The organism is Paenibacillus sp. RC73 (assembly GCF_044908085.1).
GTDB lineage: Bacteria > Bacillota > Bacilli > Paenibacillales > Paenibacillaceae > Paenibacillus > Paenibacillus terrae_A.
In genome coordinates, this window is sequence record NZ_JBIYCV010000002.1 from 584,179 (window position 1) to 597,200 (window position 13,022).

The following is a 13,022-nucleotide window of genomic DNA, read 5'->3' on the forward strand; positions in this document are numbered from 1 at the left end:
ACAATACAAAAAACGAGGTGCAACCACATGATGAACTTTTTCGGTAAAAAGAAAAAACAAAAGGATGCTTTGGAGCAAGCAGATCAATTGATGAATAAAGGCTTGTCGGGATTGTTTATGAAGGGTTTTGTACCCAAAGAGCATCGTGAGCAGATCCATCAAAGTCTAAACTCGGCAAAGCAGGCTCAAATCGCAGCTAACGGAGGCTTGGCGATGGCGGCGACTGCGGTTGTCATTTCCGTGACAGATACCGGGAAGCTCGTGAATTTTGACCCGATTGTGGTACTCATGCTGGACGTGACGGAAGCCAACGGCAACAGATACCAAAAGACACTGGAAACGCTCGTATCCAAGCTGCAAATTCCACGTACAGGTGATACGGTCGGCCTGGGCAGCAATCCGGCTAATCCATCCGAGCTGATCTATATGGGTTTGATCACAGCCTGACCCAAAAAGCAATGGCGACACGTTTAAGGTAACCATACAAAAGGATGTTTTCTCTTCCCAACTCTCCAAGTTACAGCAGGAAACATTATAGCGGACGTACAGCAAGCGTTTGGTTCTTCCTGATAAAAAAATATTAGCGTTCCTGTTTCAGATACAGCCCATAGGTGTATTATAATAGTATCCCGACACCAGGAGGTTGATAACGATGGATAACCAAAGTAGATCCGAACTGGCGAATAGGGATGGCCTGTCACGGCCGAGAGGCTTAAATAGGCAGGTTGTCGGCAATAATCACGAAATGGGCTATGATCAGGATAAAAGTCCACCAGATTCAGGGCGACCCTGATCACTACAAGGCGAGGACAGACACTTTGGGATCACACAGCACATTGGAACTGAGGTAGGACATTCTTGGGAAACCAGGGCATGAGACCTTAAGGAAAGAAGTGATGCGGGGTGGATAAAGTGGAGTTTCCGAGCAAGTGTAAGGTAATCAGGCGAGGCTGACATGGAATTCAAGTGAACTTGAAATAAGGTTCGTTGAAACCAGGTGGAGCAGCATAGCAACATTGTAATCGAACCTAATGGAACTGAACATTAAATTTGGAATGTATAGGGGTGTAGCCCCAGGACCGTCTTCTTCTCTGGCTTTGGCTGGGGAGGAAGACGGTCTTTTTACGTGAGACTACTTTTCGGAAAGCTGTTTGACCGTTTCACGGAAAGTTTCAATAAAAGCCTCGGCGGCTTTGGACAAATAACGTCCATTCCGATATGCAATAGCCAGCGTGCGGCTTGGCGTCGGTTCAGCCAGTGGCAGCAATGCCGGAACAAATTCGCTACTGGCAGCCCGGGCGATAAAACGAGGTACGAGTGTTACCCCCATCCCTGTTGCTACGAGCGATTGGAGGGTTTCCATATTGGTGCTTTCAAACACCACATTCGGCTCAAAGCCCGCTTGATGGCACAAGTCCATCGTCAGCTTGCGGAAGCCTTGCCCTTTTTTCAGGACGACAAAAGGTTCGTCTTTCAGCTCTTCCAGATGCACAGGCTGCGGCTGGTCGCCGTTTTTGCGCAGAGCCAGCGGGTGACCCGGGGGAACAGCAAGATCAATCCATTCTTCACCGATGGGCACATAGGAAAGTGTCGGTTCTACCAATGGGAGAGAAAGCAGGCTGAGGTCGGTATCGCCGCTGGCTGTTTTTTTCTCCAGATTCATGGATGAATCCTCGACCAAAACAATTTCAATGTCAGGGTGAGCTTTCTTAAACACAGGCAGCACATGCGGCAGCAAATGGGAACCCGTGATAGGCATACTACCGACGACAACCTTCCCTTTACGCAACTGAGAAATATCGTCCATTTCCTGTCGGAGTTGCTCGACGGCGTCGACGATCTTTTTCGCTTTTTCCACAAAGCTTGCTCCTGCATGCGTTAATTCCACCGCGCTTGTATTGCGTTGAAATAACAGCACCCCAAGCTCTTTTTCCAGTTTGGACAATTGCTGGCTCAGGGAAGGCTGGGCAATGTGCAGCTTTTCCGCTGCGCGTGAGAAGTTTTTTTCCGCTGCAATTTGCAGGGTGTATTGAAGCTGTCTGAATTCCATCGAGTTATAGACCCCTTTTATACACTTTTATAATGGTTGTCGGCTTATAAGATTTATCTATTACACCATGTGCTTATTATACAATATTTAGATCAAAATCCCAATCCCAAATGAACTCCATGTGTTCACAAGCTGGAAAATCCCTATGTTTACTTTTATCTTTGATTTTTTAAATTATGGTATTTAATTCTGTTTGACATGGCAAATGGGTTCATCCATAATACTATTCATATTAAAACAATATGTTTTATTGGGGAAAAGGGGAAAATGAGATGTCCAAACTTATTGTATCTTTTAGGAAGCCGTTTTTGGTTGGATCTTTAGTATTTCTTTTACTGGTTCTCGTGGCAGGATGCTCTGGCTCCAAAAATGATGCAGGTAAAAATACAAACGCAACTAACCCAAGCACAACCGCTGATCAACCCGCAGAAGGGGGAACCTTTACATATGGTCGCCCGGCTTCCGTAACCTCGTTTGATTTGCACAATCAGATTACATCAAATAATGCTTTTGCTATCGACAAAGTATTTGAGCCGCTGGTCGCCTTTAACAGTGATGGAAAGATTGTGGATTGGCTTGCAGAGTCGCACAGTATAAGCGCAGATGGTTTAACCTATACTTTTGTTTTGCGCGATGGCTTGAAGTTTTCAAACGGAACCGGAGTTACTGCCAAGGACGCAGTTTTTTCAATTCAGCGTCATTTGAATGTAGGAGGTCCTCTTGCAATAGCTGCAAAGGTGGCTTCGCTTTCGGCTAAAGATGAAAAAACACTCGTAATTAAGCTTAAAGCGCCGTATACGCCGTTTATTTCTGAACTCTCAAACTTTTCCAATGGTATCCTTCCAAAGGGTTTCGGCGGCGTCTCGGAAAAAGAATTCTTCAAGAATCCGGTCGGTACCGGTCCCTTCGTCGTTAAGAAATGGGATTCTGCCGGTGATCTTACTTTCAGCAAAAATAAATACTATTGGCAGAAAGGCAAGCCATATATCGATGAGCTTGTCTACAAGCTCATTGAAGATGACAGCCAAGCGATTAACCAGCTGAAGGCTGGCGCGATTGATGCTATTGAGTCTGTAGCTCTTGAAAATGTAAATGAATTAAAACAAGGTACGGATACCAAGGTGGCGACCAATGGAAGCTGGGTGACAGAGCAATTGTTCTTCAATACCCTGGACAAACATTTTTCGGATGTGCACGTTCGCCGTGCGCTGGCGTTGGCACTTGACCGTAATGGATTGACCAATGCGGTTACCTTTGGTTTCGCAAAGCCAGCCAATTCGCTTTTGCCGCCAGCCATTCCCTACAACACGAACGATACAATTAAAGCGCTCAGCTTTGATACGAACGCTGCCAAAGCAGAGCTTGCAAAATCAAAGTTCCCTAATGGGTTTTCTACAAAATTGCTTATTGCCTCTGGAAACAACTCAAGAACTCAGGAGGCACAGATTATTCAGGCGGCCGCCAAAACGATCGGCATAGACATTCAAATCGAATCTGTTGAGTTGGCCTCATTCCGCGAGCGTTTCTTTGCCTATGATTTTTCGGCAATGATCAACAGCGGACAGGCGGATTCTCCAGAAGCCAACTCGATCCTCGCTTTCCAGACAGACCCGGAAGGCTTTAGCAAGTCGTATTGGACTCATTACACGAACAATGAAGTTACCAAGCTCCTGCACGAGGGGCAAAAAACACCTGATGGGGAAGAACGTGCGGGAATTTACGCCAAGCTTCAACAAATCCTTGCAGATGAGGTGCCTTACATCCCGCTCTATTATCCGGATATTCTGAAAGGTGTTCGTTCTTCCATTGATGGCCTGATCGTGCTTCCTAATAACAGCGTTCGTTTTGAAGATGTACGTGTGAAAGGTAATTAGATCCTTGACGGCCCACAATTTATTTAAAAAGTCTGCCGGATTACGTGCAAATCCTACTTCCCCACACAAATGGCTCGTACGCGCTATGATAAGAGCGGCATCAGTAGTCATCTGTGTGGTGGTGGCAGTCTTCTTCATCATAAGGCTGGTGCCGGGAGACCCCGCCAAAATGATTCTGGGGGAATACGCCACAGCTGAGGCTATTGAGAGTATGCGTCATAGGTTGGGGCTGGATCGTTCTCTTTGGGAGCAGTTTATAGGCTTTGTGCACAATTTCTTTACACACGGTGATACCGGCGTTTCGATTGTTTTTGAGACTTCTTCAAGAGAATTGATTGCAGAGCGGGCCCCCGTGACGCTGCTGCTCATTGCAATGACCTGTCTTTTTGCCATCATTGTTTCGCTGGTGCTGGCCACCCTTGCGGCAACACATAAAGACGGACTGCTTGACCATATGATACGCATCTTGCCTGCTGTAACGCTCGGTATGCCGATTTTTTGGGTTGGACTGCTACTGATTCTGGTATTTAGCGTTCGGCTTCGCTGGTTTCCCGTTGGGGGAGTCGGCGAGGGCTGGCTTGGAATCTTGTACAGTCTCGCCCTTCCTGCGATAACTGTCGGATTGTCGCAAATTCCTTCGCTCGTTCGTTCTTTAAGAGCGCAGATGCTGGAAGTGCTGGAATCTGATTTTGTTGTAACCTTGAAGGCAGCGGGAATCCCCGGCCGGGTTATACTGATAAAGCATGTCCTGCGCAATTCCGCTCTTCCCGCGCTTATGCTGCTTGGCGTAAACATTGCCTACCTGATGGGCGGCACGTTGGTAATTGAACAGGTTTTTGGTCTAAAGGGTATCGGAAGCCTGTTATTTTCAGCCATTTCAAACCGGGATTTTCCTGTTATACAGGGGATTGCTCTTTATTGTGCGCTATCTGTGGTCATCATCGGCTTCGTGATTGAGGTTGCTTCTGGGTATCTTGATCCCAGGACGAAAGGAGAACAATGAAACGCACGCAATTAGATATTCAGAATCAGAAGGCGGGTCATAGCAACCGCTCTTGGGGAAAAATACTAAATACTCCATCTCTTTTATGGGGCAGTATTATGTTTGCGTTACTCATAGGTATTGCAGTGTTCGCACCGGTTATTAGCCCCTACCAGCCTTCTGATCAAAATATTTCGGCAACTTTACAACCCCCGTCCTTCGAACACTGGCTGGGAACCGATCAACTGGGGCGTGATTTGTTTACACGGCTGATCTATGCCGCACGGACTGATTTGAAGATTATGGTGCTGGCGGAGATCATCCCTTTTTGTATGGGGGTGTTTCTGGGAATGCTTGCCGGGTATTATGGTAAATGGGTAGACACGGTTATCACGCTTTTGACCGATACGTTGATTGCGTTCCCTTTTTATTTGATTGTCATTATAGTGGCGTTTGCAAGCGGTACGGGTGAACAGGGGATATATATTACGTTTGCTCTCGTTGGCTGGATCGTATACGCTCGTGTGGTCAAGGGTCTTAGCGCATCCTTTCGCAAGCAGGAATGGATAGCCGCTGCCAAGACACTGGGAATCCCGAATATTAAAATCATACTGCGCCATCTCCTGCCGAATGTGCTACCGCAAGCAGTGGTAGTGCTTATGACGGATATGGCTGTTCTGCTTGTGGCCATTGTTACGCTAGGCTATCTCGGTATCGGCATTGCGCCGCCAACTCCGGATTGGGGAACGATGATTTCTGATGGGCAGCCCTTTATATCTACAAAGTGGTGGCTTTCAGCAATCCCGGGCTTTGCGGTGGTATATACGGGGATAGCCTTATCCCTTGTGGGCGATGGGCTAGCAGATATATGGAGAAGAAAATGAATGCTATGAATCCAATTTTAGAAGTGGAAAATTTGTCGCTCGCGACGCGATCGAATCATAAATTGGTCACCGATGTGAGTCTTAAAGTTGAAGCGGGCGAAAGCATAGGACTGGTGGGGGAATCCGGATCTGGAAAATCGCTCACGCTGCGCTCCATCATAGGGTTGCTTCCCTCCGGGATTGAACAGGTTGGCGGGAATATCAGGAGCCATGGCAGATGCGCAATGATTTTTCAAGACCCGATAAGGGCACTTGACCCTCTCTGCCCGGTGGCCCGGCAGCTTGCCGAGGTTGTGTACTACAGGCAGAAGGTGAGCCGGAAGGTGGCGCGTACAATAGCTTTGGAACTGCTTGAAATGCTCGGTCTTCCCGATTCCTTAAAGCATACTGACCGTTACCCCCGCCAGCTTTCAGGCGGCCAGTGTCAACGTATTGTTATTGCGATGGCTTTGGCGTGCAAGCCGGGCATCCTTCTTTGTGATGAGCCAACAACGGCGCTTGACGTAACGGTTCAACGGCAAATACTTGACGTTATTTCACGTCTTCAAAAGGAGTTGGGTTTTGCCATGGTGTTTGTTACGCACAATCTTGCCGTAGCTGCTTCGATGTGCTCAAAGCTTTGCGTTATGAAAGAGGGAAGAATCATAGAGCGGGGAGACACTTTGCCCCTTTTACAAAACCCGCAAAATCCGTATACACAGTTGCTGATAAGCTCAGTGCTTCCTCTCCCGGATCTTGAAAGGAGCGCCGATTGATGAAAACAGCCTTGCGGATAGAAAATATAACGGTTGCTTATGGTAAGTTCACCGCACTTGATCAAGTAAGCCTGGAGCTGCAGGAGCGTACCACGCTTGGTCTTGTGGGAGAATCGGGTTCAGGAAAGTCTACCCTCGCGCGGGTAATAGCCGGGCTGATCGCCCCGGATGAGGGCCAGATCATGCTGGGTTCTCAGGTACTGGGCAAGCGACGGAGCCGGGAGCAGCATAAAAGAATACAAATGGTTTTCCAAAACCCGGATTCCTCGCTAAATCCAAAGCATACGATCAGGCAAATCCTTGCCGAAGCCTTGCTTTTTCACAAGATTGTTGACCGCGCTCAAGTGGACAAGAGATGTAGGGAACTGCTTACACGTGTTCACATCGATGAAAGCGCCCTTGGCAGATTCCCTCACGAATTTTCCGGCGGTCAGCGTCAGCGGATAGCAATTGCCCGCGCATTGAGCGTTGAGCCAAGCATACTTATCGCAGATGAACCAACGAGCGCACTGGATGTTTCGGTACAACGGAGTATGCTTGAACTGTTGAGCACACTCAAATCGGAGCTTAATCTTACGATGCTTTTTATCTCTCATGACCTGGGAGTTATAAATGCCATAAGCGATATTGTTGCTGTAATGCGGCAGGGGAAGCTGGTTGAGATCAACCCCAAGGAGAAATTCTTTTCTCGTCCTGAAACGCCTTATAGCCGTGAGCTTTTGTCCGCTGTTCCCAAAATGCCAATATCCCATTCTGCAGGAGGTATTTATGAGTCAAAATAATAAAGGATTTGTACCTCTTACAATATCGGAGTTTGATACGCTAACTAACTTGCTCTCCAAACTCCTGTCCACCCAGGAATCTCCGGTAATCATACCGGGCGAGGCGATCCTGGGAATTGAAGCCATAGCAGCAGGCATAGCTGCGCCCGACCGTACAATTCTAAACATTGTGACAGGTCCCTATGGAACGATCTTCGGGAACTGGCTTGCGCGCGGCGGAGCAGAAGTCATCGAGCTCAAAACATCTTTTGATGAAGTGGTAACTGTAGATGAAGTCGCCGCAGCGATTGAGCGATATAACCCATGTGCGCTTTCTTTCGTGCAGGCAGAAGTGGTCACAGGAGGCTCCAATCCAACAAGGGAAATATTGGAGCTTGCGCGTCGGTCAAATATTATAACCGTGATAGATTCAGTTTCGGCAATCGGGGGCGAACCGGTGCTTATGGACGAGTGGGGAATCGATTTTGTAGCTGTGGGCGCGCAAAAAGCATTAGCCGGCCCTAACGGGATCAGCGCTGTGGGGATTTCTCCCCGTGGTTGGGAGTTTCTGGCCTCCAACGAAAATGCGCCGCGCAATTCCATTCTGTCTTTGCTTGACTTAAAGCGCTCCCCTAATCATGTGACTCCCGTGCGAGTTCCTGCCAACATCCCTGTTTTGGAAGCCCGGGCGCTGATAGAGGCATTAAAGCTTATTGAAGAAGAAGGACTGGAAGCGGTCAACCGCCGCCATTGCTTAACTACATCCGCTGCAATTGCCGGCATTAAAGCCTTGGGCCTTGAGCCGTGGCAGCGGAACAAAGACAGCTACTCAACGTTGACTACAACGGTTCGGATTCCTCAAGGCAGCCATTTCAATATCGAACAGCCCATAGGTATTGTCGCTCCCGGGGACGGAGAATTGCATCATAAACTCTTACGAATTAACCATTTTGGAGCGAAGGCAAACCAGCAAAGCGTTGAAGAAGCCATCCTGACGCTTGCAGAGCTTATGCATCAGGATCCTGATCATGCGCTGGCGGCCCAAAGGTCAATCTGGGGGAATAAAGATGAGAAATAACATTCAAAAAGAGCTAACATATCATAATATATTTGTGGCGGGGATTGATGGGAAACGATTCGATATTACGATCAGTAATGGTCGTTTTTCGTCCATTGCAGAGTCCGTATCTCCGTACGCGCAACAAAATAGTCCAGATGGCGACTTATGGATTAGCCCCGGCGTAATTGACCTTCATACGCATTTGGCATGGACGGATTTTAATCATACTGACCAGGAGAAGCGCGATGAACTGGAGATCGAAGTGATGCAGGCGCAAGCCTTTGAGGCTACTTTCCGGGCTGGAGTGACTTCGGTGCGTGATGCAGGTGGGCTTTTGCCAAGTACGGTGAAGCATATAGGTCAGCATTACAGCCAGGCTTTAAGGGTTTATACCTGTGGTGATATGCTTGGAGCCGGAGATGCACGGGGTCTTAAGCATTTGGAACGGCGGGTAACAGAAATTATTGATTCCGGGGCAAGCTGGATTAAAATTCTTGCAACGGGGGGGCTAGGATCGTCGCCAGATACAGTGCTGAACCCGATTTTTTCTGAGGAAGAATTCTCTTTTATTGTCCGTAGCGCCCGTGCACGTAACATAAAAGTCATGGTTCATACCTGGGGCGGACCTACTGTGGACTGGTCTATCGACGCTGGCGTGGAATCTATAGAGCATGGAATGTATTTGACCGAGGATCAAGCCAACCGGCTTGCGCAATCCAGGACAGCCTTTGTGCCTACTGCTTCCATCTATCGTATTGCTGCAGACCCGTCTGGAGTTCTTTCACTCGACAGGGAAATTTGTGATCGCGCCGCCCGCGCCGCCGAAGCCCATCCTAAAGCTGTCAGCTATGCCAAAAGAGCAGGCGTACGAATTGCGTTCGGTACAGATTTTGCCACACCTTCGTTACATGGACGCAACCTTGAGGAATTAGATACACTCATAGACTGTGGATTAACTCGAAAAGAGGCCTGGCAGGCTGCCACGGAATTCGCCGCTGAAATTTTGGGATATGGGGACAGATTGGGACGTATAAAAGAAAACTACACAGCAGATACAATCCTTTTTAATGCTGATCCATATAAGTCACAAAACGCCAAAGCACTGCGTGAAAGTATCGTATCGGTAATTCAGGGGGAATTTGAGTGAGACCAATACTCCAGAGAGCACCTTTAATATAGTTAGACAATCCCCTTAACATTCTCCTGACAAAGTATGATTAAACTTAGTTCTGATTGTACAATAAAGTGTCTGGGGGGGAAATTGAATGTTAAAGTGTTGGGGGATACATACGAAAAAATCGGTGGCTGCACTCGTAGCAACCATGATGTTAGCAGTATGTAATTATTCTCATTCCAGACGGTATGGCTAATGATGCCACTGCACTGGCTAGATGGTATAAAGGTTCTTCCTTAACGTTAGACAGCATGGCAAGTGGTATGGTGCGCACGCATTCTGCGGATGCTCCGATTGCAGATTCCGCTCCAGCAGGTGAAGGCTTGGAAGCCAAGCTGGATGCAGATCGCAGCAACATTAAAGAAGTGCTGTCCACGTATTTTGGTATTACGGATCTGACGGATGAGGAAGTAAAAACGATCAAAGATGCCAAAGAAGGCAGCGTGAACTATGCAGTCGGACCGATCATTAGCAAAGGCGCAAATATTGGCTGGACTACAGGTGGTCATACGGGTGGTGATGTTGTGCTGTACACTTATACGCCGAACGGAGATCGTCCGTCCGGCGTGATCGACAACACGGATGTCAATAAATACATGACACGTGTACTCGGACTGGAACAGCAGGCGGTTGATTTAATTCAATAATAAGCTTGATCAGAAGCTGTTTCTTCCATTAAAGGAGAAACAGCTTTTTTTGTTGCGGTAAATATGTATTTTTTGCGGCAGAAGCTGGAGTTTATATTCAGAAAATGGGATTTTTTGTGAAGCTAGTCACGTTCTATTCCCTCTGATGTTGCTAGAATAATACATGTACGGTACAAGCTGCTGACGACGTGGAGTCCAGATGGACGAGGGAAGAAGGGATGAGTCACGGACGAATTATTACTGCGTCTGGCTGACGGCAAGGAATGGACGCATACGGAAATGACGGAGCTGCTGGTATGTCTGGAGGAAGAACCGACGGTGCGGACACAGTTACGAAAACTGGCAGCTCGCATCAAAATGGAGCGTTACGGTAAAGGTGTTTTTTTACGTGGATTAATTGAGTTCTCCAGCATATGTCGTCAGGACTGCATGTATTGCGGGCTACGGGCCTCGAATAAGCAGGCGGATCGCTACCGTTTGCAACCGGAAGAAATTTTGGCCTGTTGCGCGGAAGGGTATGAGCTGGGATATCGGACCTTTGTCCTGCAAAGCGGCGAAGATTACTGGTTCACAGCAGCCCGGCTGGCGAAACTGATTCGGGAGATCAAAAGCCGTTTTACCGATGTGGCCGTTACACTGTCCATTGGTGAGCGGGATGATGAAACCTATGCGCTATTATACGAGGCGGGGGCGGACCGCTTTTTGCTGCGGCATGAGACGGCTTCACCGCGTTTGTACGCCAAGCTGCATCCGACGATGACGATAGAAAGCAGGCGCAGTCGTCTGCTGGCCTTGCAGCGAATCGGATTTCAGATCGGGGCTGGATGTATGGTTGGTTTACCGGGACAAACGAACAGTGATTTGGCAGACGATTTGGTCTATTTGCACAGCTTGTCGCCGGATATGATCGGGATTGGACCGTTTTTACCGCATAGCAACACGCCGCTCCGGGATGCCAGTCAGGGAAGCATGGAAAAGGCGCTGGATATTGTTTCGTTGTCCCGGTTGGTCGTTCCAGATGCGCTTATTCCTGCTTCGACAGCGATGGGAACGATCCATCCCCAAGGTCGGGAGAAGGCGCTACAGGCGGGAGCGAATGTAGTTATGCCCAATTTGTCGCCACTTGCAGTGAGGCCGAAGTATGCCATTTATGAAAATAAAATATGCTTGGGTGATGAATCTGCCCAATGTCGACATTGCCTGGAGCTGCGCATCCGTGGAGCGGGGTTTGAAGTCGATATGGGGCGTGGTGATAGTTTGAGGGTGCAGCGACAGCTCCTAAGTCAATGATGGGGCTGAACTAAAAAATAGTAGGTAACCATAGGATTTTGCGAAATCCTCACCAAAATAAGGGAGATGGATCTACGTGAGTGAAGTACGGGAGAAAGTGTCGGCGGATTTCATTAATGAGGCAGAGATTATGGCAGCGGTGGAGCAGGGAAAGCAGGAAGCAACAGATCGAAACCGTATTTTAGACATTTTGGAGAAGGGAAGAGCTTGCCGGGGATTGAGTGCGACTGAAGCGGCGGCTCTTTTGCATGTGGATGATCCTGAACTGCTGGAGGAAATGTTTAGATCCTCACGGGCGGTGAAAGAGCAGATTTACGGCAATCGGATTGTACTGTTTGCCCCCCTATATGTAAGTAACCACTGTGTCAATAACTGCGAATACTGCGGCTATAAGCATACCAATGACAGCTTTACCCGCAGCCGTTTGACACCGGAGGAACTGGTCGAGGAGGTCAGAGTGCTTCAGGAGTTGGGGCATAAGCGCCTCGTACTGGAAGCGGGGGAAGATCCGCTCAATTGTCCGATTGATTATATCGTAGATTGTCTGCGTCAGATTTATGAGGTTAAAGTGGACAATGGCAGCATACGCCGAATCAACGTCAATATTGCTTCCACAACCGAAGAAGACTATCGGAAGCTGGCAGAGGTAGGAATTGGTACGTATATTTTGTTCCAGGAAACGTATCATCGCGAAAGCTACCGCAAATATCATCTTCAAGGGCCAAAACGGAATTATGACTGGCACACGACTGCCATGGACCGCGCTATGCGAGCAGGGATAGACGATGTGGGTATTGGTGTGCTGTATGGTTTATACGATTTCCGTTATGAGACGATAGCTATGCTTAAGCATGCTGAGCATCTGGAGGAAGTGTTTGGCTGTGGTCCTCACACGGTTTCGGTTCCACGGTTACGTCCGGCTGAAAATGTGGATCTGGAGCGCTATCCGTATTTGGTCAACGACGAGGATTTTATGAAAATTGTGTCCGTTCTCCGACTGGCTGTGCCTTATGCAGGTATGATTTTGTCTACACGTGAAGAACCGGAATACAGAGACCGTGTTATTGGTCTGGGTGTGTCACAAATTAGTGCAGGTTCAGCTACGGGTGTAGGGGCTTATGCAAAACAGGATACGGAAGATAAACCCCAGTTCGAGGTCGGGGATCATCGTTCGCCGGTGGAAATCATCAAAAGTCTGTGTCGTGGCGGATATATGCCAAGCTATTGCACAGCCTGCTATCGCGAAGGAAGAACCGGAGATCGGTTCATGGAGCTGGCCAAATCAGGCCAGATTCACAACGTATGCCAGCCCAATTCGCTGCTGACCTTTCAGGAGTACCTGTTGGATTATGGAGATGAAGAGGCACGTGAGCTGGGAGCTGCCGCCCTGCGTGATAATTTGGAGCGTATTCCGCATGAATCGTCACGTCGTTTGACACTGGGAAAGCTGGAACGCTTGGAAGCGGGCGAGCGGGATTTGTATTTTTAGAATATCGATCTTTTCTTTGGAATTTGGCAAATAAAAAGCAGCCGCGTGAGAGTCAG

At 48.3% G+C, this 13,022-nt stretch carries 13 protein-coding genes; 12 read left to right on the top strand and 1 reads right to left on the bottom strand.

Annotated elements, in window-relative coordinates; translation table 11 throughout:
• The first annotated feature begins 27 nt into the window (after positions 1-27).
• Together ABH897_RS06370 and ABH897_RS06375 are read left to right on the top strand one after the other, a co-directional pair.
• Positions 28-447, top strand: coding sequence for a hypothetical protein (locus tag ABH897_RS06370; RefSeq protein WP_283652198.1), 420 nt, complete (start codon positions 28-30; stop codon positions 445-447).
• 205 nt (positions 448-652) lie between these two features.
• Positions 653-793 (top strand): hypothetical protein, encoded by a 141-nt coding sequence (locus ABH897_RS06375; RefSeq protein ID WP_162833909.1) that lies wholly within the window; start codon positions 653-655, stop codon positions 791-793.
• A 339-nt stretch (positions 794-1,132) separates the two neighbouring features.
• Here ABH897_RS06375 and ABH897_RS06380 read toward each other — a convergent pair whose 3' ends face one another.
• Positions 1,133-2,050 (bottom strand): LysR family transcriptional regulator, encoded by a 918-nt coding sequence (locus ABH897_RS06380; protein WP_014282033.1) that lies wholly within the window; start codon positions 2,048-2,050, stop codon positions 1,133-1,135.
• Positions 2,051-2,322: 272 nt separating this feature from the next.
• Here ABH897_RS06380 and ABH897_RS06385 point away from each other — a divergent pair, with 272 nt between their 5' ends.
• From ABH897_RS06385 to hydG, 10 genes are all read left to right on the top strand, one after another.
• Positions 2,323-3,924 (top strand): ABC transporter substrate-binding protein, encoded by a 1,602-nt coding sequence (locus tag ABH897_RS06385; protein WP_404518954.1) that lies wholly within the window; start codon positions 2,323-2,325, stop codon positions 3,922-3,924.
• 4 nt (positions 3,925-3,928) lie between these two features.
• The gene (locus tag ABH897_RS06390) at positions 3,929-4,927 is read left to right on the top strand and encodes an ABC transporter permease (RefSeq protein ID WP_283652195.1); all 999 of its coding nucleotides are present in this window, start codon (positions 3,929-3,931) and stop codon (positions 4,925-4,927) included.
• The gene (locus ABH897_RS06395) at positions 4,924-5,790 is read left to right on the top strand and encodes an ABC transporter permease (protein WP_283652194.1); all 867 of its coding nucleotides are present in this window, start codon (positions 4,924-4,926) and stop codon (positions 5,788-5,790) included. The genes ABH897_RS06390 and ABH897_RS06395 overlap by 4 nt, the downstream gene beginning before the upstream one ends.
• 74 nt (positions 5,791-5,864) lie before the next feature.
• A complete protein-coding gene (locus ABH897_RS06400; protein ID WP_404559544.1) occupies positions 5,865-6,545 on the top strand; it encodes an ABC transporter ATP-binding protein in 681 nt (226 codons plus the stop codon).
• On the top strand, positions 6,545-7,327 hold the full coding sequence (locus ABH897_RS06405) for an ABC transporter ATP-binding protein (protein ID WP_283652192.1): 783 nt from the start codon (positions 6,545-6,547) through the stop codon (positions 7,325-7,327). Before ABH897_RS06400 ends, ABH897_RS06405 begins: the two co-directional genes overlap by 1 nt.
• Positions 7,314-8,384, top strand: a complete 1,071-nt coding sequence (locus tag ABH897_RS06410) for a pyridoxal-phosphate-dependent aminotransferase family protein (protein WP_404591378.1) — start codon at positions 7,314-7,316, stop codon at positions 8,382-8,384. Before ABH897_RS06405 ends, ABH897_RS06410 begins: the two co-directional genes overlap by 14 nt.
• The gene (locus ABH897_RS06415) at positions 8,374-9,513 is read left to right on the top strand and encodes an amidohydrolase family protein (RefSeq protein ID WP_404591380.1); all 1,140 of its coding nucleotides are present in this window, start codon (positions 8,374-8,376) and stop codon (positions 9,511-9,513) included. Before ABH897_RS06410 ends, ABH897_RS06415 begins: the two co-directional genes overlap by 11 nt.
• Before the next feature lie 215 nt (positions 9,514-9,728).
• Positions 9,729-10,187 carry an alkaline phosphatase gene (locus ABH897_RS06420; RefSeq protein WP_283652189.1) on the top strand — a complete coding sequence of 153 codons (459 nt, stop codon included), beginning with the start codon at positions 9,729-9,731 and terminating at the stop codon, positions 10,185-10,187.
• Between the two features lie 246 nt (positions 10,188-10,433).
• Positions 10,434-11,477 (top strand): [FeFe] hydrogenase H-cluster radical SAM maturase HydE, encoded by a 1,044-nt coding sequence (gene hydE / locus ABH897_RS06425; RefSeq protein ID WP_283656284.1) that lies wholly within the window; start codon positions 10,434-10,436, stop codon positions 11,475-11,477.
• 76 nt (positions 11,478-11,553) lie between these two features.
• Positions 11,554-12,966 carry a [FeFe] hydrogenase H-cluster radical SAM maturase HydG gene (gene hydG / locus ABH897_RS06430; protein WP_283652188.1) on the top strand — a complete coding sequence of 471 codons (1,413 nt, stop codon included), beginning with the start codon at positions 11,554-11,556 and terminating at the stop codon, positions 12,964-12,966.
• The last annotated feature ends 56 nt before the right edge of the window (positions 12,967-13,022 follow it).

What these genes read in the sequence shown, in the direction of transcription:
- ABH897_RS06370 (WP_283652198.1), top strand. Translation starts at nt 28, where the DNA reads ATGATGAACTTTTTCGGTAAAAAGAAAAAACAAAAGGATGCTTTGGAG.
- ABH897_RS06375 (WP_162833909.1), top strand. Translation starts at nt 653, where the DNA reads ATGGATAACCAAAGTAGATCCGAACTGGCGAATAGGGATGGCCTGTCA.
- ABH897_RS06380 (WP_014282033.1), bottom strand. Translation starts at nt 2,050, where the DNA reads ATGGAATTCAGACAGCTTCAATACACCCTGCAAATTGCAGCGGAAAAA.
- ABH897_RS06385 (WP_404518954.1), top strand. Translation starts at nt 2,323, where the DNA reads ATGTCCAAACTTATTGTATCTTTTAGGAAGCCGTTTTTGGTTGGATCT.
- ABH897_RS06395 (WP_283652194.1), top strand. Translation starts at nt 4,924, where the DNA reads ATGAAACGCACGCAATTAGATATTCAGAATCAGAAGGCGGGTCATAGC.
- ABH897_RS06405 (WP_283652192.1), top strand. Translation starts at nt 6,545, where the DNA reads ATGAAAACAGCCTTGCGGATAGAAAATATAACGGTTGCTTATGGTAAG.
- ABH897_RS06410 (WP_404591378.1), top strand. Translation starts at nt 7,314, where the DNA reads ATGAGTCAAAATAATAAAGGATTTGTACCTCTTACAATATCGGAGTTT.
- ABH897_RS06415 (WP_404591380.1), top strand. Translation starts at nt 8,374, where the DNA reads ATGAGAAATAACATTCAAAAAGAGCTAACATATCATAATATATTTGTG.
- ABH897_RS06420 (WP_283652189.1), top strand. Translation starts at nt 9,729, where the DNA reads ATGGCTAATGATGCCACTGCACTGGCTAGATGGTATAAAGGTTCTTCC.